This is a genomic window from Croceibacter atlanticus HTCC2559 (genome assembly GCF_000196315.1).
GTDB lineage: Bacteria > Bacteroidota > Bacteroidia > Flavobacteriales > Flavobacteriaceae > Croceibacter > Croceibacter atlanticus.
Genome location: NC_014230.1, coordinates 2,836,874 through 2,856,543, shown reverse-complemented (window position 1 = coordinate 2,856,543; position 19,670 = coordinate 2,836,874). Strand labels below are relative to the sequence as shown.

Annotated in this window: 17 protein-coding genes; 8 read left to right on the top strand and 9 right to left on the bottom strand. The window is 33.9% G+C overall.

Annotation, left to right across the window (positions count from 1 at the left end; translation table 11 throughout):
• Window positions 1–16: 16 nt before the first annotated feature.
• Window positions 17–967 carry a mechanosensitive ion channel family protein gene (locus CA2559_RS13005; RefSeq protein ID WP_013188376.1) on the bottom strand — a complete coding sequence of 317 codons (951 nt, stop codon included), beginning with the start codon at window positions 965–967 and terminating at the stop codon, window positions 17–19.
• Between the two features lie 2 nt (window positions 968–969).
• Entirely contained in the window at window positions 970–1,461 is a 492-nt protein-coding gene (locus tag CA2559_RS13000; RefSeq protein ID WP_013188375.1) for a Dps family protein, read from the bottom strand.
• A 241-nt stretch (window positions 1,462–1,702) separates the two neighbouring features.
• On the opposite strand from CA2559_RS13000, the gene CA2559_RS12995 reads away from it, so the two are divergent.
• Window positions 1,703–3,097 carry a UDP-glucose 6-dehydrogenase gene (locus CA2559_RS12995; protein ID WP_013188374.1) on the top strand — a complete coding sequence of 465 codons (1,395 nt, stop codon included), beginning with the start codon at window positions 1,703–1,705 and terminating at the stop codon, window positions 3,095–3,097.
• Window positions 3,098–3,110: 13 nt separating this feature from the next.
• Here the strand turns inward: CA2559_RS12995 and CA2559_RS12990 are convergent, their stop codons facing one another.
• From CA2559_RS12990 to CA2559_RS12975, 4 genes are read right to left on the bottom strand one after another with little or no spacing between them, the layout of a single operon-like run.
• Window positions 3,111–4,301, bottom strand: a complete 1,191-nt coding sequence (locus tag CA2559_RS12990) for a class I SAM-dependent methyltransferase (protein ID WP_013188373.1) — start codon at window positions 4,299–4,301, stop codon at window positions 3,111–3,113.
• Window positions 4,302–4,303: 2 nt separating this feature from the next.
• Window positions 4,304–5,392, bottom strand: a complete 1,089-nt coding sequence (locus CA2559_RS12985; RefSeq protein WP_013188372.1) for an AI-2E family transporter — start codon at window positions 5,390–5,392, stop codon at window positions 4,304–4,306.
• Between the two features lie 22 nt (window positions 5,393–5,414).
• Window positions 5,415–5,930 (bottom strand): TrmH family RNA methyltransferase, encoded by a 516-nt coding sequence (locus tag CA2559_RS12980; protein WP_013188371.1) that lies wholly within the window; start codon window positions 5,928–5,930, stop codon window positions 5,415–5,417.
• The gene (locus tag CA2559_RS12975) at window positions 5,927–6,571 is read right to left on the bottom strand and encodes a DUF4159 domain-containing protein (RefSeq protein WP_013188370.1); all 645 of its coding nucleotides are present in this window, start codon (window positions 6,569–6,571) and stop codon (window positions 5,927–5,929) included. Before CA2559_RS12975 ends, CA2559_RS12980 begins: the two co-directional genes overlap by 4 nt.
• A 27-nt stretch (window positions 6,572–6,598) precedes the next feature.
• Between CA2559_RS12975 and CA2559_RS12970 the strand changes: the two genes are divergently transcribed.
• Window positions 6,599–7,348 carry a DUF1223 domain-containing protein gene (locus CA2559_RS12970; RefSeq protein ID WP_013188369.1) on the top strand — a complete coding sequence of 250 codons (750 nt, stop codon included), beginning with the start codon at window positions 6,599–6,601 and terminating at the stop codon, window positions 7,346–7,348.
• Here CA2559_RS12970 and CA2559_RS12965 read toward each other — a convergent pair.
• Both CA2559_RS12965 and tsaD read right to left on the bottom strand, forming a co-directional pair.
• Window positions 7,345–8,052, bottom strand: coding sequence for a 16S rRNA (uracil(1498)-N(3))-methyltransferase (locus CA2559_RS12965; protein ID WP_013188368.1), 708 nt, complete (start codon window positions 8,050–8,052; stop codon window positions 7,345–7,347). The two genes, CA2559_RS12970 and CA2559_RS12965, sit on opposite strands and share 4 nt — an antisense overlap.
• On the bottom strand, window positions 8,052–9,074 hold the full coding sequence (tsaD, locus tag CA2559_RS12960) for a tRNA (adenosine(37)-N6)-threonylcarbamoyltransferase complex transferase subunit TsaD (RefSeq protein WP_013188367.1): 1,023 nt from the start codon (window positions 9,072–9,074) through the stop codon (window positions 8,052–8,054). The genes CA2559_RS12965 and tsaD overlap by 1 nt, the downstream gene beginning before the upstream one ends.
• A gap of 105 nt (window positions 9,075–9,179) precedes the next feature.
• On the opposite strand from tsaD, the gene CA2559_RS12955 reads away from it, so the two are divergent.
• Complete coding sequence (locus tag CA2559_RS12955) at window positions 9,180–13,571, top strand: translocation/assembly module TamB domain-containing protein (RefSeq protein WP_238524714.1); 4,392 nt, start codon at window positions 9,180–9,182, stop codon at window positions 13,569–13,571.
• On the opposite strand, the gene CA2559_RS12950 is transcribed toward CA2559_RS12955, so the two are convergent.
• Complete coding sequence (locus tag CA2559_RS12950) at window positions 13,568–15,295, bottom strand: sodium:solute symporter family protein (protein WP_013188365.1); 1,728 nt, start codon at window positions 15,293–15,295, stop codon at window positions 13,568–13,570. The two genes, CA2559_RS12955 and CA2559_RS12950, sit on opposite strands and share 4 nt — an antisense overlap.
• 104 nt (window positions 15,296–15,399) lie before the next feature.
• Here CA2559_RS12950 and cysQ point away from each other — a divergent pair, with 104 nt between their 5' ends.
• The 5 genes from cysQ (at window position 15,400) to rfbA (ending at window position 19,669) form a co-directional block, all read left to right on the top strand.
• The gene (gene cysQ / locus CA2559_RS12945) at window positions 15,400–16,206 is read left to right on the top strand and encodes a 3'(2'),5'-bisphosphate nucleotidase CysQ (protein WP_013188364.1); all 807 of its coding nucleotides are present in this window, start codon (window positions 15,400–15,402) and stop codon (window positions 16,204–16,206) included.
• 4 nt (window positions 16,207–16,210) lie between these two features.
• Window positions 16,211–17,263, top strand: coding sequence for a dTDP-glucose 4,6-dehydratase (gene rfbB / locus CA2559_RS12940; protein ID WP_013188363.1), 1,053 nt, complete (start codon window positions 16,211–16,213; stop codon window positions 17,261–17,263).
• Window positions 17,264–17,272: 9 nt separating this feature from the next.
• Window positions 17,273–17,821, top strand: a complete 549-nt coding sequence (rfbC, locus tag CA2559_RS12935; RefSeq protein WP_013188362.1) for a dTDP-4-dehydrorhamnose 3,5-epimerase — start codon at window positions 17,273–17,275, stop codon at window positions 17,819–17,821.
• Window positions 17,821–18,687, top strand: a complete 867-nt coding sequence (rfbD, locus tag CA2559_RS12930; protein ID WP_013188361.1) for a dTDP-4-dehydrorhamnose reductase — start codon at window positions 17,821–17,823, stop codon at window positions 18,685–18,687. Before rfbC ends, rfbD begins: the two co-directional genes overlap by 1 nt.
• Before the next feature lie 121 nt (window positions 18,688–18,808).
• Complete coding sequence (gene rfbA / locus CA2559_RS12925; RefSeq protein WP_013188360.1) at window positions 18,809–19,669, top strand: glucose-1-phosphate thymidylyltransferase RfbA; 861 nt, start codon at window positions 18,809–18,811, stop codon at window positions 19,667–19,669.
• Window position 19,670: the final 1 nt, after the last annotated feature.

The window sequence follows — 19,670 nt, the reverse complement described above, 5'->3', positions numbered from 1 at the left end:
ATTAAGTCTAAAACGGTTACTCTTTGTTTGAAATAGTTAATGTTTCAGATCTAAATTTGTTTTTTCCAAAATCCAAAGTTCTAATTGGGAAAGGAATGTTAATATCGTTAGCATCATAAAGCCTTTTAATTTCTAGGATGGCTTTGTTTTGTGCAACAAGATTGTCCCTATTCTTAGTAACATCTACCCAGAATCTTAAGACAAAGTTAATTGAGCTGTCTCCAAATTCTTGATAAAAGAACTCTACTTCTTCACCAGGTTTTTGAGGGAACACTTTTTCAATTAATTCAATAGTCATATCTCTTACACTATCTAAATCACTTTCATAACCAACACCACAATTTACAAAGACACGAGATCTTGGTGTTTGTGAAAAGTTTTTAAAAGGTTCATCGATAATTTTTGAGTTAGGAATCATAACTAAATTATTGTCTGATCCTTTAACTATTATACTTCGTAAGTTAATATCTACAACAGATCCCGCAAAGCCATTAGTCTCAACCCAATCTCCTAATTGTATATTTGGTAAAAAACTAAGGATGACACCCGAAAAGGTATTGTTTAATGTGCCTTGTAAGGCTAAACCAATTGCTAAACCTACAACACCAGCACCAGCTAAAACAGAAGTAAGCACTTTATCTAAGTTTAATAAGCCTAGCGCAAAGAAAAACCCAACAAGAATTACTAGAGCTTTTATAACACGTACGGTCATAGAGCGTATAGAGTCTTGTTTTACGCGCTTTAAAATTACTTTATTAAAAAGCTTACCAATATACTTACTGGCAATTATAAATAAAATAAAAACTACTATAGCTAATACAATATTTGGTAGGTTGGTTATAAAAGAATCTAACCAACGCCCAAGTTTTCCTAAGATTAACTCTCCGGCATTGTTCCAGCTAAAAGGTTCATTATTAACTATGGCCTCTTCGGCAGTTTTGGTGGTGTCGTCTTGTAGAAATATCATAATTATGCTGTTGGGTGTGTGTCGTTAGTTTTCATTCGCCAAGCATCTAACATCCAACTTGTCTTTTCTAACTCACCTATGTAAGCACCTAGTAAATCTATGGTACCCTCATCACCATTATCGTCTGCAACATTTACAGTTTTACGCATTTGCTTAATTATCTTACCGTGGTCATCAAGTAAAATATCTATCATTTTGGTATCAGACAATTTACTTTCAGATTCCTTTAAATTACTATGCTTTAAATAGTCGGAATAGTTACTTACTGGTTGATACCTAAGCGTTAAGATGCGCTCAGCAATTTCGTCAACTTTCATTTTAGCATCATCATACATCACTTCAAACTTTTCGTGAAGATCAAAGAAATTTTTTCCAACAATGTTCCAGTGAAAGTTTCTAAGTTTTTGATAGTATAAATGATAATCGGCTAACAGAATGTTAAGCTCGTTAACTGTATTCTGTGTTTTCTCTTTATCAAGATTGAGATAGTTCATAGTTTTTATTTATTGTTCTGTATTGTTTCTATTCAAAAATACAATGATAAATAGGGAATAGCAACTATTGAATTTGGTTTAATATAACTTTAACGTCTAAGGAATTATCTTCTAATTTAAACAAAAAAATAATGCAAATGGCTTTTGTTCTTAGCTATGCAGTGCTACTGCCATTTGAAATTATATATTTGTACTCTTAATTTTTTTAAGAATCAATTTTTAAGATTATTTACATATTTCTATGAAATCTATTTCTCATATCTGTTGTATTGGTGCTGGCTATGTTGGAGGACCAACAATGTCTGTTATTGCACAAAAATGTCCACATATAACAGTAACTGTTGTTGATATTAATGAAAAGCGTATTGCTGCTTGGAATGATGAAAATTTTGATAATCTTCCTATATATGAGCCAGGCTTAGCAGATGTTGTTAAAGAAGCTAGAGGTAGAAATTTATTTTTTACTACAGAAGTAGATGCTGCTATTGATAAAGCAGATATGATTTTTATTTCTGTAAATACACCTACCAAAACTTATGGTAAGGGTAAAGGTATGGCTGCAGATTTAAAGTATATAGAACTTTGTGCAAGGCAAATTGCAAGAGTTTCTACTACAGATAAAATAGTTGTTGAAAAATCTACATTACCAGTAAGAACAGCTGAAACTCTTACTAGTATTTTACATAATACCGGTAATGGTGTTCACTTCGAAATATTATCTAACCCAGAGTTTTTAGCAGAAGGTACTGCCGTACAAGATTTATTAAATCCAGATAGAATTTTAATTGGTGGTGATAATACTCCAGAAGGCCAAGAAGCAAAAGATGCATTAACTAGCGTCTACGCCAATTGGATAGACAGAGATCGTATTTTACAGACCAACGTTTGGTCTTCAGAACTTTCTAAACTAACTGCAAATGCCTTTTTAGCACAGCGTGTATCTTCCATAAATTCAATTAGTGAGTTGTGTGAAGAAACAGGAGCAGATGTTAATGAGGTTGCCAGAGCTATTGGTACAGATAGTAGAGTAGGTTCTAAATTCCTAAAAGCATCAGTTGGTTTTGGAGGTTCTTGTTTTCAGAAAGACATCTTAAACCTTGTTTATATTGCAAAATCTTACGGTTTAGATAAGGTTGCAGATTATTGGGAACAGGTAATTATTATGAACGACCATCAAAAAAAGCGTTTTGCAGAGAAGATGATTGCTTCTATGTATAATACTGTTGCAGGCAAAAAAATTGTGCTTTTTGGATGGGCCTTTAAAAAGGATACTAATGATACAAGAGAATCTGCAGCAATATATGTAACAGATTATCTTTTAGATGAGCAGGCAGAAATAGTTGTTTATGATCCTAAAGTTAAAGAAGAACAAATTTACGCAGATCTAGATTATCTTAACACAAGATCTGAAGAAGAAAATAGAAGACTAGTTACTGTTGTTAGTTCTCCAGAAGAAGCTACAAAAGATGCGCACGCAGTAGCGGTATTAACAGAATGGGATGAGTTTACAACTTACAACTGGGAAACTATTTACAACAATATGCTTAAACCAGCTTTCTTATTTGATGGGCGTAAAATATTAGACTCTTCTGCAATGAAAGAAATAGGGTTTAAACATTTTGCGATAGGCGAATAGTTTTAAAATTCACTTAAATTTTTTCGCAGACTAAGACTACTTTATCAGATTGGTTTTGCGTTGTGAAAAATAAATAGGTTGTACCACCATCTTTAATTTGAAGCGCAGATTTTAGCTGCGATACTGTAAGCGGAAAATTACGCGTTGTAATATTAGCTTTTGTGTTTTTAAAAACTCGCTTCAATGATTTTTTGTGAAATGGAAGAGTTTCAAGAATTTTAAATCGCCTTCCTGAGAAATCTATCAATCGTTCAGAGGTGTATAAGTGACTATTTTGATGAAGTTTAAAAAGGGAGTATTGTTCACTTATGGTGTTAAATAACCCAGATTTCATAAGTGCAGAATTTGGTTCATAAAGATAGCTCAAGGCTTTACTGTAATTAACTTGCGCTAATGACTCATAGGTTAGCTTTGCCTTAAATTCTTCTTTATAATCAGCTTTAAAATTTACTGTTATAATCTCTGTAGGTGAGTTGTGTTCTTGATCTATAATCCAGAGTAGCTCTTTTACATCATTGTTAATAGCTACAATATGTATTTCTGAGACAGACTTAAGCTCTCTTAATCCTGCAGTTATATCTAAAAGCGGTGAGGTTTTTAAAAGAATACGCTTCCCTTTTTCTAGTAATACATCTAGATGTTTAGGGATGTTTGGTTCACAATCACTTAGTTTAAATACTTTACCACCAGTATCGTCACGCCTAGAAGGGTCACTGTAAACCCAATCAAATTTAGTTGATTCCTGTTTAAGAATACTTATGCCATCACCTACTTTAAATGTTATATTATGAGCTCCTAAAACATTACTGTTATGAGCGGCTAATGCACTTAGGCTTACGTTGAGTTCACAATGTGTTACAGTATCAAAAACTTTAGAGAAATAATAATCATCTATTCCCAAACCTCCAGTAATATCAATTATGGTTTTTCCGGAAATTAAAGATGCTTTATAACGTGCCGTTTTAGAAGACGAGGTTTGCTCTATATTAACTTTTGGTGGAAATAAAATGCCTTTTGTACTATGCCATAAAGAAAGCTTGTCTTTGCTTTTTAATATACCTGTATGCTGCTGTGCCAGTTCTTGAGCCGTTATGTTTTTAAATGGGCTACCCTTTAAAACAATATTTGCTGCAGATAAAGAGGCGTTGTCTTTTAAATAATTAACAACTTCAGCATTTAATAAGGCTAAATTTAAATAAGACAATACTAAAGGTTTCTGGTAAGGTTTCTAACAATTTTATACTCACCCAAAGATTCTTTTGCAATTACTTTTAAGGCTGTATAAGCAGGTACAGCTACTACCATTCCTAGTACTCCAAACACCAAGCCTGCTATTAGTATAACTAAGAATATTTCAAGAGGATGCGAGCGTACACTCTTTCCAAAAATTAATGGCTGAAATATAAAGTTATCTAGTATTTGACACGCAATATACAACGACCCAACTTTAATTAATTTAGGTAGAATTATAGCTGAAAAATTAGATCCTAAATTGCTTGAGATAACAAACATCATCATTAAAACTCCAGCAATAGTTGGTCCTAAATACGGGATTAAATTAAGGAAAGCACAGATAAATGCAATTGCAATAGCGTTATCTATACCAAAGGACATAAGTATAATGGCATATAATAGAAACAATATCGTTATTTGAAACGTTAACCCTACAAAGTATCTAGAAAGTAATATCTTAATAGTATGAAACACGCGTTTAAAACGATCTTCATCTCCTCTGTTAGAAAATGCCAAAACACTGTTTAATAGTAGTTTGCTATCCTTTAATAAGAAGAAAGAAATAAAAATAATTGAGAACAACCCAATTAATCCTGATCCTAAACTACCAAAGACATTATTTAAAAACTTTGGGACAGATGTGATTTCAAAATTCTTGACAAAATCAGACTGTTTAAAGCCTTCAACAATGTTTATTTGATTTACCCCTAAGAACTCATTAATTTGTCGGTTTAAGTCATTTAAATCTGTTCTAAAAGCATCTATGTCTATTTGGCTAAGATTTTGGCTCTGCTCTACAATTATGGGAACAAATAACAAGATAAGACCAATAAATATGCTGAGGAATATGACGAGTACAATGATAACTGCCACAAGGTTTGGCAATTTTAATTTGTGCCTCATAAATAAGACTGCTGGTCTTCCTATTAATGAAAGTACAGCGGCAATACCTATATAAATAATAACCGATTGTATTTCCCACAAAAAGAAAAGTAGTATTAAGATACCAAGAATAATACCTAAGGCCTTTAATATCCCGTAAGAAATAGTTTTGTAAGTCATTGCGTACAAAGATATTTTAAAATTAAAGCTTTGGTGTTAAGGTTTTGGTAATTTGAAATAATGCAATACCAGTTGCCTGCGCAACATTCATACTACTGTTTTTACCAAACATGGTTATATGTGTAGCAAAATCACAATGCTTAAGAAGTTGCTCAGAAACTCCTTTACGTTCAGAACCTATAATTAAAATAAGTTTGTTTTCTGATGATAATGGTATAGCATCGATAGGTTTGCTGGAGTCTGTTATTTCTAGAGCTATTGTTGTATATCCATCAGATTTTAGAGAGGTTATATAGCTACTAATGTCATCAATACGTTCAGAAGGCACAGTTGTATTGGTAGTTCTAGCGGTTCGTTTAAAGCGGGAACTATTCATGTCAATATCACAGCGATATTGTACAATTTTGGTTATTCCAAAAGCATCTGCTAGCCTAAAAATACTTCCAAGATTTGCAGGACTTGTAAGTTGATCTAAAACAAGAACAATAGGAAATTGTGTGTTCGGAAATTCGGTTTGGTGGTGTGTAAGTTGGCTCAATGTTCAAAAGCGTATTTAATAATATTGGCGCCCATTTGTAATGCTTTAAGCCTAACAGACTCTGGGTCGTTATGTATTTCAGGATTTTCCCAACCATCGCCAAGATCACTTTCAAACGTAAATAAAAGTACCAATCTGTCTTCGTGATATATTCCAAACGCTTGCGGCCTTAAGCCATCATGTTCGTGAATTTTTGGCAAGCCATTAGGAAATGGATATGCTATTGAAAAAATAGGATGATTTGCTGGTAACTCTTGCAACTCCTTATTTGGAAATACCTTTACCAACTCTTTACGTATAAACTCGTTCATACCGTAATTATCGTCTATATGCAGGAAGCCTCCACTTATAAGATAGCTTCTTAAGTTGTCTGCATCTTCTTCAGAAAAGAAAACATTACCATGTCCTGTCATATGAAGAAAAGGGTATTGAAAAATATCAATACTGCCAGTATCTACCACATTGGGTTTTTCGGAGATAGATGTGTTTATCTGTGCATTGCAAAACGCAATGAGATTAGGCAATCCTGTTGGGTTTCCGTACCAATCTCCACCGCCACCATATTTTAGGGTAGCAATGTCTTGTGCATTACAAAACCCAAGTGTGAGTAGGGCAATAAGTGTAAGTTTTAGGCATTTCATCGTCTAAAAGTAACAAAGAAATTAGTTATGAAAAAGATATTGTTCACAATACTTTTGGCAATAGGTATTGTTCTCGCATTTCAGTTTACAACTACAGAAGTTTCAGAAGAAAATCCGACGTCCAACACGCGTACAGACCAAGTTATATTATTGGAGCTATTTACATCTCAGGGTTGTTCGAGCTGTCCTTCAGCAGATAGGTTATTAGATAAAACTTTAGCAAATCATAAGAATGTAATAGGGTTGTCTTATCACGTAGATTACTGGAATTATATAGGTTGGAAAGATCCGTTTAGTTCTAAAGTTTACTCTAACTACCAGCGTGCCTATGGGAGCAAGTTTAAGTCTTCTTCAATTTACACACCTCAATTGGTTGTTAATGGTAGTTCACATTTTACAGGAAGTGATGCTTTAAAATTAAATAGAAAACTTAATGAGGAAAGTAATTATGTTTCAAATGCCATCACATTTAAATCTGTTGAAAGCGTAAATGGCAGTATTAATTTGTCATTAGAAACTGAGGCTCTAGCAGAATTGTTAACGGTTGTGTTAGTAATTAAAGAACGTGAAACTAAAATACCAAGAGGAGAAAACCGTGATAGAACGCTATTAAACACAAACATCGTGGTGGCAAGAGAAGTAATCTCTAATTCTAAAAATGCTTCAGTAGCCTTAAAGATCCCTGAAATTGTTACTGAAGAAGATGAGGTGATGTTAATTGCTTTTTCTCAAGATAAAGACCTACGTGTTAATGCAGCTTCACAATACGAGCTTTAATCGGTAAACTTTAGGTTGGCTATGGTTGTTGCAACAATTCCTGCAGTCTCTGTGCGTAACCTTGTGTTTCCTAAAGTTACGGGCAACCAATTATAATCTAACGCTTGCTGTATTTCTTCTAAAGAAAAATCGCCTTCTGGACCTATAAGAATTGTAAGTCGGTTTGAAGTAATTTCATTTTGCATTGGCAATCGTTTCTTATCGTTTTCGCAGTGTGCTACAAACTTTTGGCCTTCAATATTCTGGCCAATGACTTCTGAAAATGGAGTAAGTGCATTTAATTTTGGTAGGTGTAACTGTAAAGATTGCTTCATTGCACTTTGTAAGACACGCTCAAATCTATCAGTCTTAATAGTCTTTCGTTCGCTATGGTCACAAAGAATTGGCGTTATTTCTGAAATTCCTATTTCGGTAGCTTTCTCTAAGAACCATTCCATACGGTCGTTCATTTTAGTAGGCGCTATTAAAACGTGTAAATACAGTTGTTGTGACTCCTGATATTTTTTCTCTGTAATTACACCAACACATTTATTATGGTTATCACTAATGATTTCTACAGTAAACAACCATCCCTTGCCATTGGTTACATGTAGAGTATCTCCAGCTTTTTTACGCAGAACTTTTACAATGTGTTTACTTTCATCTCTTTCAAAATGAACGTTTATGCTTTTGTTATCTATATGTTCTTGATAAAATAGCTGCATTATATGGCTAATCTCGCTTTTGCAACCACTGTAATGTCTGCAAAATCTTGTTTTAAATATTTATGATATCCAGTAATGGCTATCATTCCGGCATTATCTGTGGTATATTCAAACTTCGGAATATACGTTGTCCAACCTAACGTATGTTCTGCTTGCTTTAGTGCATCTCTAATGCCAGAGTTTGCAGAAACACCACCACCAATTGCAACTTGTGTAATTCCAGTCTCTTTAACAGCTTTTTTAAGCTTAGCCATTAATATGCTAATGATGGTATATTGTATAGAGGCACAAATATCTGCTAGGTTCTCTTCAATAAAATTTGGATTTTCTTTTACCTTCTTTTGTATAAAATAGAGAATGGCAGTTTTTAGGCCACTAAAGCTAAAGTCTAATCCACCAACTTTGGGTTTCGAAAAAGGGAATGCTTTAGGATTGCCCTGTTTTGCAAGTTTGTCTATTTCTGGACCTGCAGGATATTTTAAACCAAGAAGTTTTCCACTTTTATCAAAAGCTTCGCCTACAGCATCATCAAGTGTTTGGCCTATAACATCCATATCAAAATAATCATTAACCTTTACAATTTGAGTATGACCTCCACTTATGGTCATGGCCAAAAAAGGAAATGTTGGTAAGGTATAGCCATCTTCTTCTATAAAATGGGCTAAAATATGACCTTGCATATGGTTAACATCTAATAGCGGAATATTTAATCCCATTGCTAAAGACTTTGCGAATGAGACACCTACCAAAAGTGACCCCATTAAACCAGGACCTTTGGTAAACGCAATACCGTGCAAATCTTCTTTTGTTATTCCTGCTTGTTCTAAAGCTTGATGAACAACAGGAACAATATGTTGTTGGTGTGCTCTAGAAGCAAGTTCTGGTACAACACCACCATATTTAATATGTATTTGCTGTGTGGCTACAACGTTGCTTAAAATCTCTCCGTTGCAAATCACAGCTGCTGCAGTATCGTCACAAGACGACTCAATGCCAAGAATGTATATTTTTTGTGAACTCATTAAAGAATTAGGGCATAAAAATTGTATAATTTTGAGCAAAGTTACAATATAAGCTCGCCTATTAAAAAGTTTTGGAACATACTAAAGAAAACCATAGTAGCCATCTTGCTGCTTTTTATCATTTTGGTGGTTTTATTTTCCATTCCTTGGGTGCAAACCACTGTGGCTAAAAAGCTGGCAAACAGTATTAATGATACGTATAACACCAATATACAAATAGATAAAGTAAGCATTACATATTTTGGTGATGTTAAATTAGAAAAAGCGTTTGTCGAGGATCATCATCAAGATACTTTAATTTATGTGAATGAATTAAAAACATCGATTCTAAGCTTATCGGGTCTTTTGGACAATCATTCTACGTTAGGAAATTCATCAATAGATAGTTTAACCTTTAGAATGAAACGTTATAAGGGTGAAGAGTTAGATAATTTTGCAGTGTTTCTTCAAAAATTTGAACCAGAACAACCTAAGCCAAGTTCAGATTTTTATCTTTCTGTAAGCCATATAGATGTAACAAACAGTAAATACAGCTTTGAGGATGAAAATATTTCAGATCCTAGAGCCTTATTTTTAAATGATGTAGATATAAACGCAGATAATCTTGTTGTAAATAATAAGAACGTAAGTGTTAGTATTAACACATTGGACTTTCTAGAAGAACGAGGCTTAACTATTAAAAACCTTAATGGAGATTTTACATATTCTCCGACCCAAATGGGTTTTGAAGAACTGAGAATTGTTACAGAAGACTCAAATATAAAAGGAACACTTTATTTTAACTATACTATTGAAGATCTTTCAGACTTTGTAAATAAAGTTAAATGGGATTTCACCTTGGAGGAAAGCGTCATAAATACAAACGATCTAAAGCCATTTTATAATGAGTTTGGAAATAACGTTCAGTTTGTAATGGCTTCCAATATGCAAGGAACCCTAAATGACTTCGAGCTTACAAATCTTGAGCTACAAGGAATGAACCGTAGTGAGATTTACGGTGATATAAGAATAAGAGATGCTGTAACCAATCCTGAAGATTTAATTATTAATGGTACGTTAAGCAACCTTTCAACAAATTACTATGACCTTGTATCTCTATTGCCAAATATTCTAAGACCTAATTTACCAGAGAGTTTAAAAGAACTAGGAAACGTAAGGCTAACAGGTACGGCAAGAGTAACACCAACAACAGTAACAACTAAAGCAGATTTATTTTCTCAACTAGGAACAGCTAAAGTTGATATTGACCTTGCCAGGCTTAACGATTCTGAAAATGCCACTTATAAAGGAAACTTAAACTTTAAAGATTTTAATGTAGGGCGTTTGGCAAAGACCACTAATTTAGGAACAACCACATTTAATCTAGATGTAGATGGTAAAGGCTTTACTACAGAAAGTTTAAATACCAATGTAAAGGGAACCATTACAAAGCTAAAGTTTAATAATTACACCTATAAAAATATAAAGGTTTTAGGAACGTTAAGAAACCCTGTTTTTAATGGAAACTTACTTATTGATGATCCTAATCTTCAAATGGAGTTTAATGGTTTGGCAGATGTTTCAAAAGATATAAATATTTATGATTTTGAAGCTTCTGTAAGAAATGCAGACCTTAATGCACTAAACTTTGTACGCAGAGACAGTATTTCCAATTTTCAGGGTGATGTCTTTATGAGGATGAAGGGTACAACCATTAATGATGCCTTTGGAACCATCTCACTATCTAATGCTACCTACGAAAATCAGAATGATATTTATGCATTCGAAGATTTAAGGATTCAATCCAGTTTTGATAATGGTGTAAGAACAATAGACATTAACTCTCCAGATGTTATAAACGGAAAAGTGGTAGGAGTTTTTGCTGTTGAAGAGGTGCCAGCTTTGTTTGAAAATGCGGTAGGTAGTTTGTATACCAACTATAAGCCAAATACCATAACTACTAATCAATTCTTAGAATTCGATTTTGATATTTACAACAAAATTGTTGAGGTCTTTTATCCTGAAATAAATTTTGGCCCAGAAACCTTTATTCGTGGTCGAGTAGAGAGTGATGAAAGTGAATTTAAGCTCACCTTCAGGTCTCCTTTAATTGAAGCATTTGGTAACCGAGTAGAAAAAGTAAACATTCAAGTAGATAATAAAAACCCGTTATTTAATACCTATGTCGAAGCAGATAGCATAAGCACAGACTATTACAATGTATCAGAATTCAATTTAATTAATGTAACCTTAAAGGACACGTTATTTATACGCTCCGAAATTGTTGGCGGTAAATCTAATGATGATGCATTTAACCTAAACTTATACCATACCATAAATGAAAATGGAAACTCTGTTGTGGGTATTCAAAAATCTGATGTTAAGTTTAAAGAGAAGGTTTGGTATTTAAATGCCCAAGAAAATAAATCGAATAAAATAATCTTTGAGAATAACTTTAAAGATCTCAAAATAGACTCTTTAGTTTTAAGTCATCAAAGTGAAGAAATAAGGCTTGCAGGACAAATGCGAGATAGTACCTATAAAGATTTCAATATTGCGTTTAAAGATGTAGATCTAGGTAAAATCACACCGGATATAGACAGCTTAGCACTAGCCGGAAATGTAAATGGTACCTTAAACTTTAAAGAAGAAGATGGCGCGTATTATCCAAAATCAGAATTAACAATTGATGCACTTTCTATTAATAAAGGAAAGCTAGGCGATTTATCTATAGATATTGATGGTAACGAAGATTTATCCCAATATGCTATAAATGCCTTGTTGCGGGATGATGGTTTCGATTCCTTTTCTGCAGTGGGAACTATAGATGTTGTAGGAGAAGAACCAACCATAAATATGGATGTTGAGATGAAACAGCTGGACATTTCTGTATTCAGCCCATTAGGAGGTATTGTTATTAGTGATTTAAGAGGTATAGCAGATGGAAGGGCAAAAGTTACGGGTAATTATAAAAACCCAGATATAGACGGTAAAATTATATTAGATAAAGGTGGCTTGCTTGTACCATATCTAAATACAGATTTCGATTTTAAAGAGAAAGCAATAATTACGCTTACCAAACAGCAATTTAAATTTAATCAAGTAAAAATTGAAGATACCGAGTATAAAACCCAAGGACAATTAAATGGTATTATCTCTCATAAAAGTTTTAGTGATTGGTATTTAGACTTGGGTATACGAGGTAACCAGTTGTTGGTCTTAAATACAGATTATCAGGAGGATGCATTATACTATGGTACAGCATTTATAGATGGTGAAGCTACCATCGTAGGGCCAACAGATGAGTTGGTGATAGATGTTATTGCAGAAACAGAACCTGGTACAATATTTAAAATACCATTAAGTGATACAGAAAGTATAGGAGACAACTCATTTATTCACTTTTTAAGTCCAGAAGAAAAAGAAGCACGCTTAGCAGGAGAAGAAGTTATTTTTGAAGAGGTAAAAGGACTCTCTATAAACTTTGACTTAGATATAGATAAAGATGCTGAAGTTGAAATTGTTGTGGACCAAGTTAGTGGTAGCACATTAAAAGGAAAAGGTGCAGGAACATTACTCATTGAAATAGATACCAATGGTAAGTTTAATATGTGGGGAGATTTTGTTGCCTATGAAGGAGTTTATAATTTTAAATATGGCGGATTGGTACAAAAGCAATTCGAGGTGGTTTCAGGAGGAAGTATAAACTGGGATGGTAGTCCTACTAGAGCTCAGTTAGATGTGCAAGCAGTATATAAAGTACAGGCAAACCCCTCAATAATTCTCGAAAACCCTTCAATTAACAGAAAGATTCCGGTTGAGGTGGTTATTTCGCTTAATGGAGAAATTGTTCAACCAGACATTAGTTTTGATATTAATTATCCAAACGTTAGCTCAGTTGTAAGATCAGAGTTAGATTATTTAATAGATGATAGAGCAAGTAGAGAACTGCAAGCCTTGTCTCTAGTAACGCAAGGAACTTTTTATAGTGAATTTGCATTAGGTAATAATATTGTATCAGGAACACTGGCAGAGCGTGCTTCTAGTTTGGTGAATGATGCTTTTTCAGATGAAAATGGTAAATTTCAAGTAGGCTTAAATTACACCACTGGAGATCGTACACCAGACCAAGAAACTGCAGACAGGTTTGGACTTACCATAACAACACAAATTTCTAATAGAGTATTAATAAATGGTCAGGTTGGGGTACCAATTGGCGGTGTTAGTGAAAGTGTGGTGGTAGGTGATGTGGAAATAGAATTTCTGTTAAATGAAGAAGGGACCTTAAGAGCAAGCATCTTTAATAGAGAAAATAATATTCAATACATTGGTGAAGAATTAGGGTACACGCAAGGTGCAGGCTTATCTTATAATGTCGATTTCAATACATTTAAAGAATTGATTGATAAAATAACAAACAGACAGGTTAGGATAGACGCAGACATACAGACAGAAAAGCAACCTGAAACCTTAGCGCCAGATTATATTAAGTTTCCTGGAGGCGATGGTGGTAATTAAACCACTTTTTTCCAGAAAGTCCATATGATCCAACCGCAAAGAATAACAACTGCTAAACTTATGCAGGCGTAAATAAAATCACCATATATAAAGAATCCTGTGGTAAACAAAAGGTTGTAAACGCCAATTATACTGGCAAAAAAAGCAACGATCTTATAACCGAAGTTATGAAATTTTGAGTCGCCTTTAAATACAGTGTCTTCATAATGTGCTATAGTCTTTGCGTTACTAGGTTTGGTTAGTAAAGAAACTGCAACCCACGCAATAGTAGTGACAACTACTCCAAAAACAAGTTGCCAATGCGAGGCAAGTTCAACAATTGGGGTTTCTAATTTTCCATTAATAAAAAAGAATACAGCTATAAGAAATGAAACTGCCATAGCGGTTATTTCACTAAATGGATTAATACGATACCAAAACCATCTCATAATAAAGAGTAAACCTGTACCGGCACCTATCTGTAATAAGAGGTTAAAGGCGTCTCTTGCTTCTTCTAAAATTAAAGCAAGGCAGCCTGCTAACACCATCATAATTACTGTAGAAATACGTCCTACAAGCACTTGTTCTTTACCAGATGCTTTTGGTTTTACAAAGCGTGCATAAAAATCATTAACAACGTAAGAACTTCCCCAATTTAAATGCGTAGAAATTGTACTCATAAAAGCAGCTATTAAAGAAGTAATGACCAATCCTAATAATCCTGCAGGTAAATACGTAAGCATCGCAGGATAAGATAAATCGTCTTTTACATAAGAGCTGCTAAGATTTGGAAATGCCGCCTGTAAACTTTCTAGATTGGGAAAAACAATTAAAGATGCTAATCCAATTATAATCCAAGGCCAAGGTCTAAGGGCATAATGCGCAATATTAAAAAATAACGTTGCACCAGTAGCATGCTTTTCATCTTTTGCGGCAAGCATACGTTGGGCAATATAACCACCGCCACCTGGTTCTGCACCTGGATACCAAACACTCCACCATTGTACAGCAAGCGGTATAATAAGTAGTGGAATAACAATGTCGAGATTCGTGAAATCTGGGAACAGGGATGTCTTGGTAGAAACAACAGGATGAGATAATAAAGCATCTAAGCCACCAATTTCTGGCATATTAACGATATAAACAGTAGCCCAAATACTACCTACCATAGCAATAATAAATTGTATGAAATCGGTAAGTAATACACCTCGCAATCCGCCTAACATCGAATATAATACTGTGATGATAGAAGCGACAATTAAGGTTTCGCTTTCAGAAAAGCCAAACATGACATGACCTATTTTTATGGCAGCAAGACAAACATTGGCCATAATAACAATATTGAAAAATACACCGAGATAAATAGCTCTAAACCCACGTAAAAAAGCAGCAGACTTTCCCGAGTACCTAAGTTCGTAAAACTCGAGATCTGTTGTTATACCACTTCGGCGCCACAATCGTGCATAAAAGAAAACGGTGAGCATACCTGTTAATAGGAAACTCCACCATATCCAGTTACCATAAACTCCATCTTGTCTAATAACTCCTGCTACAAAGTTTGGTGTGTCTGCAGCAAAGGTTGTAGCTACCATAGATACCCCTAATAGCCACCAAGGCATATTACGCCCAGACAGAAAGAAACTCTTGGCATCTTTTCCACTTTGCCTAGCAACGGCAATACCAATGGTTAAACTAATTATAAAGAAGCCGATGATTAATGCCCAGTCAATTGCAGATAGAATCATAAAAATATATACTTTTCAAAAGCTAAAGTAGTTATTTTTTTAAGCTGAGGCACAACAGGAAGAATTAAAGACTCATATACATTAAAATTTAAGAACTTTGTAAAATGAATAGTAATCTTGAAGCAAATTTTGTAGTGGCAGTTAAAGCTTCTGTTTTGGCTGGTAAGGAAATTATGAAAGTGTATCAGCAGGAGTTTGAAGTTTCTAAAAAGGCTGATAATTCCCCAATTACAGAGGCTGATAATAAAGCTAATGATTGTATTAATAAATTTTTAAAGCAAACTGAAATACCAATCATTTCAGAAGAGAACGAAGATATTTCATTTGAGATTAGAAAACATTGGACAAAGTGCTGGATTGTTGACCCTTTAGACGGTACAAAAGAATTTGTAAATAGAAATGGAGAATTTACGGTAAACATTGCTTTAGTAAATAGAGGCGTGCCTACCTTCGGTGTCATATATTGGCCAGTTAAACAACTATTATATGTTGGTGATGTAAGTCAAAATCTTGCATTTAGACTACAGTTAATAAACCATCAATTTTCTAATAGATTATTAAAAGATGTAAAGGTATTGTCACCGAAGAGAGACCATAAATCGTTAAAGGTGTTGGTAAGTAGATCGCATGCAAGCAATGAAACAAAAAAATATATAGACAATTTGCAAAAGACAGGGCATCCTATCGAATTAAAATCTATTGGGAGCTCTCTTAAATTTTGTCAAATCGCCGAGGGAAACGCACATCTTTATCCTAGATTTGCACCAACCATGGAATGGGATACTGCTGCAGGACATGCTATTTGCAACGCTGTAAATATCAAAGTAATGCAAGTAAATTCAACAAATGAATTAGAGTATAATAAAGAGAATCTTTATAATCCTAACTTTATTGTAACATTTAAACAATAGTATTTTGAGTAAAAAACAAATTTTAATTACAGGAGGCGCAGGCTTTATAGGGTCTCACGTTGTTAGGAGGTTTGTTAAAAATTACCCTAACTACCACATTTATAATCTTGATGCCTTAACCTATGCGGGAAACTTAGAAAACATTAAGGATATAGAAGAGTCCTCTAATTATACCTTTGTGAAAGGTGATATAACAGATGAGCCTTTTATTAATTCGCTATTTGAGAAACATCAATTTGATGGTGTTATACATCTTGCTGCAGAGTCACACGTAGACCGATCAATAACAGACCCATTAGCGTTTGTGAAAACTAATGTTATAGGGACAATGACGCTTTTAAATGCTGCTAAAACAATCTGGAAAGATGATTTTGAAGGAAAACGTTTTTACCATGTAAGTACAGATGAGGTGTATGGTGCATTAGGAGATACTGGATTATTTACAGAAGATACAGCCTATGATCCTAACTCACCATATTCAGCGTCAAAAGCTAGTTCAGACCATTTTGTAAGAGCATATGGAGAGACCTATGGCTTGCCTTATGTCATTTCAAATTGCTCAAATAATTATGGGTCGTATCATTTCCCAGAAAAATTAATCCCACTATTCATCAATAATATTATTCAAGAAAAACCTTTGCCAGTTTATGGCGATGGTAATTATACAAGAGATTGGTTGTTTGTTGAAGATCACGCAGTTGCAATTGATTTGGTATTCCATAAAGGTAAGAACCATGAGACGTATAATATTGGAGGGTTTAACGAATGGAAAAATATTGACCTTGTAAGATTACTATGCCAACAGATGGATGAAAAATTAGGGCGTGATAAAGGCACTTCAGAAGAGCTTATTACATTTGTAAAAGACAGACCAGGTCACGATTTGCGTTATGCTATTGACGCTTCTAAAATTAATAAAGAATTAGGTTGGGAGCCAAGTGTAACATTTGAGCAAGGCTTAGCTAAAACTATAGATTGGTATTTAGATAATGAAAAATGGCTTAAAAATGTAACATCTGGTAATTACCAAAACTACTATAAAGAACAATACGGTTAATATAGGGTTATGACTATTAAAGAAACACCACTTAAAGACTGTTATATTATAGAACCTAAGGTGTTTTATGATGAGCGTGGTTATTTTTATGAGCAATTTAATGAGCAGGTATTTCAAGCCGAAACTAAATTGAATGTAAAGTTTGTTCAGGATAATGTATCTGAATCAAAATTTGGAGTAATTAGAGGGTTACATTATCAACAAGGGATGCATTCGCAAGCTAAATTAGTGACTGTTTTAGAAGGCGAAGTTTTAGATGTGGCTATAGACTTAAGAAAAAACTCGCCAAGCTTTGGCAAGCAGTTCTCTATGATTTTATCTTCAGAAAATAAAAAACAATTATTTGTACCAAAAGGCTTCGCTCATGGCTTTTCTGTATTAAGTAAAACAGCACGTTTCTTTTATAAATGTGATGCATATTATAATAAAGAGAGTGAAACAGGGATTAAATATAATGACGAAACTTTAAATATAGATTGGCAACTAAAGGATGGTGAAATTATAGTTAATGATAAAGATAAACACTTACCTGATTTCAAAAGCGCAATTTACTTTTAATGAAGTCTTCCAAAGCAAATACAATTTTAGTAACAGGAGCTAATGGTCAATTAGGAACCTGTATAAAAGCAATAGCTAATAACTATCCCTCTTGTAACGTTGTATTTGAAGACAGTTCCAGTTTAGATATTACAAACAGAAATCAAGTAGTGCAATACATGTCAAATTCACAATTTGACTATATTATAAATTGCGCAGCTTACACTGCAGTTGATCTGGCCGAAGATAACAAAGAGAAGGCTTTTGAGATTAATGCTAAAGCTGTGGAAAACCTAACTATTGCATGCAAGCGTTTTTCCAGTACACTACTTCATGTGTCGACAGATTTCGTGTTTGATGGAAAAAAAAATGCACCGTACCTAGAGAGAGATAGCACGCACCCTTTAAATTATTATGGAGCGTCAAAACTAAACGGCGAACAAATTATTCAACAAGCATTAAGTAAATATGTTATAATTAGGACGTCTTGGTTATTCTCAGAATTTGGAAATAATTTTGTAAAAACAATGGTGAGATTAGGGCAAGAAAAAAAAGAATTAAGCATTGTGGCAGATCAATACGGATCACCGACCTATGCAATAGATTTAGCGCATATATTGCTTACGTTTATAGCATCATCTTCAACAAGCTATGGGCTGTATCATTTTTCAAACCATGGAGCAACCACGTGGTATAATTTTGCAGCAGAAATTTTTAAGTTGCAAAATCAAGATATACGCTTACATAAAACGACATCTAAGCAATTTGCAAGCAGAGCAATACGTCCTAAATACAGTGTTCTGGAAACTAAAAAGGTTAAGGAAACATTAAATGTTGAAATTAGGAATTGGCAAAGTGCTTTAAAAGAGATGATTAGTCGATTATAAGTTAATTGTAATCTTGAGATTTCATGCTAAGATTAAAAGAATAAGTCGTTTAACTATCTTACATTTGCCATCTTAAAGGAATAACAATATAAGGTCAAATTGTGACTTTAAATTATTTAAAATGAAGGGAATTATATTGGCTGGTGGTTCTGGTACACGTTTACATCCACTAACAAAAGTGACATCAAAACAGTTATTACCTGTTTATGATAAGCCGATGATATATTATCCATTGTCTACATTAATGTCTGCAGGAATACAGGAAATTCTTATCATTACGACCCCAAGAGACAAACATCAGTTTAAAGAACTTTTAGGAAATGGAGAGCAATTAGGATGTCAGTTTTCCTACGCAACCCAAGAAAATCCCAACGGCTTAGCAGAATCTTTTATCATAGCAGAAGATTTTATAGGAGATGATGCTGTAGCACTTATTTTAGGAGATAACATTTTTTATGGCTCTGGTCTTTCACAACTATTACAAAGTAATTTAGAGCCAGACGGCGGTATTATCTATGCATACCACGTACATGATCCAGAACGTTATGGAGTAGTAGATTTTAATGATAATGGAGACGTAGTGTCTATCGAGGAAAAGCCCAAATCTCCTAAAAGTAATTATGCGGTTCCTGGAATATACTTTTATGACAACTCAGTTATTAGCATTGCAAAAAGTATTAAGCCAAGCCAGAGAGGAGAGCTAGAAATTACAGATGTTAATCGAGAATACCTAAAAAGAGGAAAACTAAAAGTAAGTATTCTAGATAAAGGTACTGCGTGGTTAGATACAGGAACATTCGAATCATTAATGCAAGCTTCTCAATTTGTTGAGGTTATAGAAGAAAGACAAGGTTTAAAAGTTGGAGCTATTGAGGCTATCGCCTATGAAATGGGTTATATAAATAAAGAACAACTTAAAAAATTAATAGAGCCCCTATTAAAAAGTGGTTATGGCAATAACCTGTTGGTAAATATAAAATAGG

Coding starts and splice junctions, on each gene's coding strand:
- CA2559_RS13005 (WP_013188376.1), bottom strand. CDS start 967: ATGATATTTCTACAAGACGACACCACCAAAACTGCCGAAGAGGCCATA.
- CA2559_RS13000 (WP_013188375.1), bottom strand. CDS start 1,461: ATGAACTATCTCAATCTTGATAAAGAGAAAACACAGAATACAGTTAAC.
- CA2559_RS12995 (WP_013188374.1), top strand. CDS start 1,703: ATGAAATCTATTTCTCATATCTGTTGTATTGGTGCTGGCTATGTTGGA.
- CA2559_RS12985 (WP_013188372.1), bottom strand. CDS start 5,392: ATGACTTACAAAACTATTTCTTACGGGATATTAAAGGCCTTAGGTATT.
- CA2559_RS12975 (WP_013188370.1), bottom strand. CDS start 6,571: ATGAAATGCCTAAAACTTACACTTATTGCCCTACTCACACTTGGGTTT.
- CA2559_RS12970 (WP_013188369.1), top strand. CDS start 6,599: ATGAAAAAGATATTGTTCACAATACTTTTGGCAATAGGTATTGTTCTC.
- CA2559_RS12965 (WP_013188368.1), bottom strand. CDS start 8,052: ATGCAGCTATTTTATCAAGAACATATAGATAACAAAAGCATAAACGTT.
- tsaD (WP_013188367.1), bottom strand. CDS start 9,074: ATGAGTTCACAAAAAATATACATTCTTGGCATTGAGTCGTCTTGTGAC.
- CA2559_RS12950 (WP_013188365.1), bottom strand. CDS start 15,295: ATGATTCTATCTGCAATTGACTGGGCATTAATCATCGGCTTCTTTATA.
- cysQ (WP_013188364.1), top strand. CDS start 15,400: ATGAATAGTAATCTTGAAGCAAATTTTGTAGTGGCAGTTAAAGCTTCT.
- rfbC (WP_013188362.1), top strand. CDS start 17,273: ATGACTATTAAAGAAACACCACTTAAAGACTGTTATATTATAGAACCT.
- rfbD (WP_013188361.1), top strand. CDS start 17,821: ATGAAGTCTTCCAAAGCAAATACAATTTTAGTAACAGGAGCTAATGGT.
- rfbA (WP_013188360.1), top strand. CDS start 18,809: ATGAAGGGAATTATATTGGCTGGTGGTTCTGGTACACGTTTACATCCA.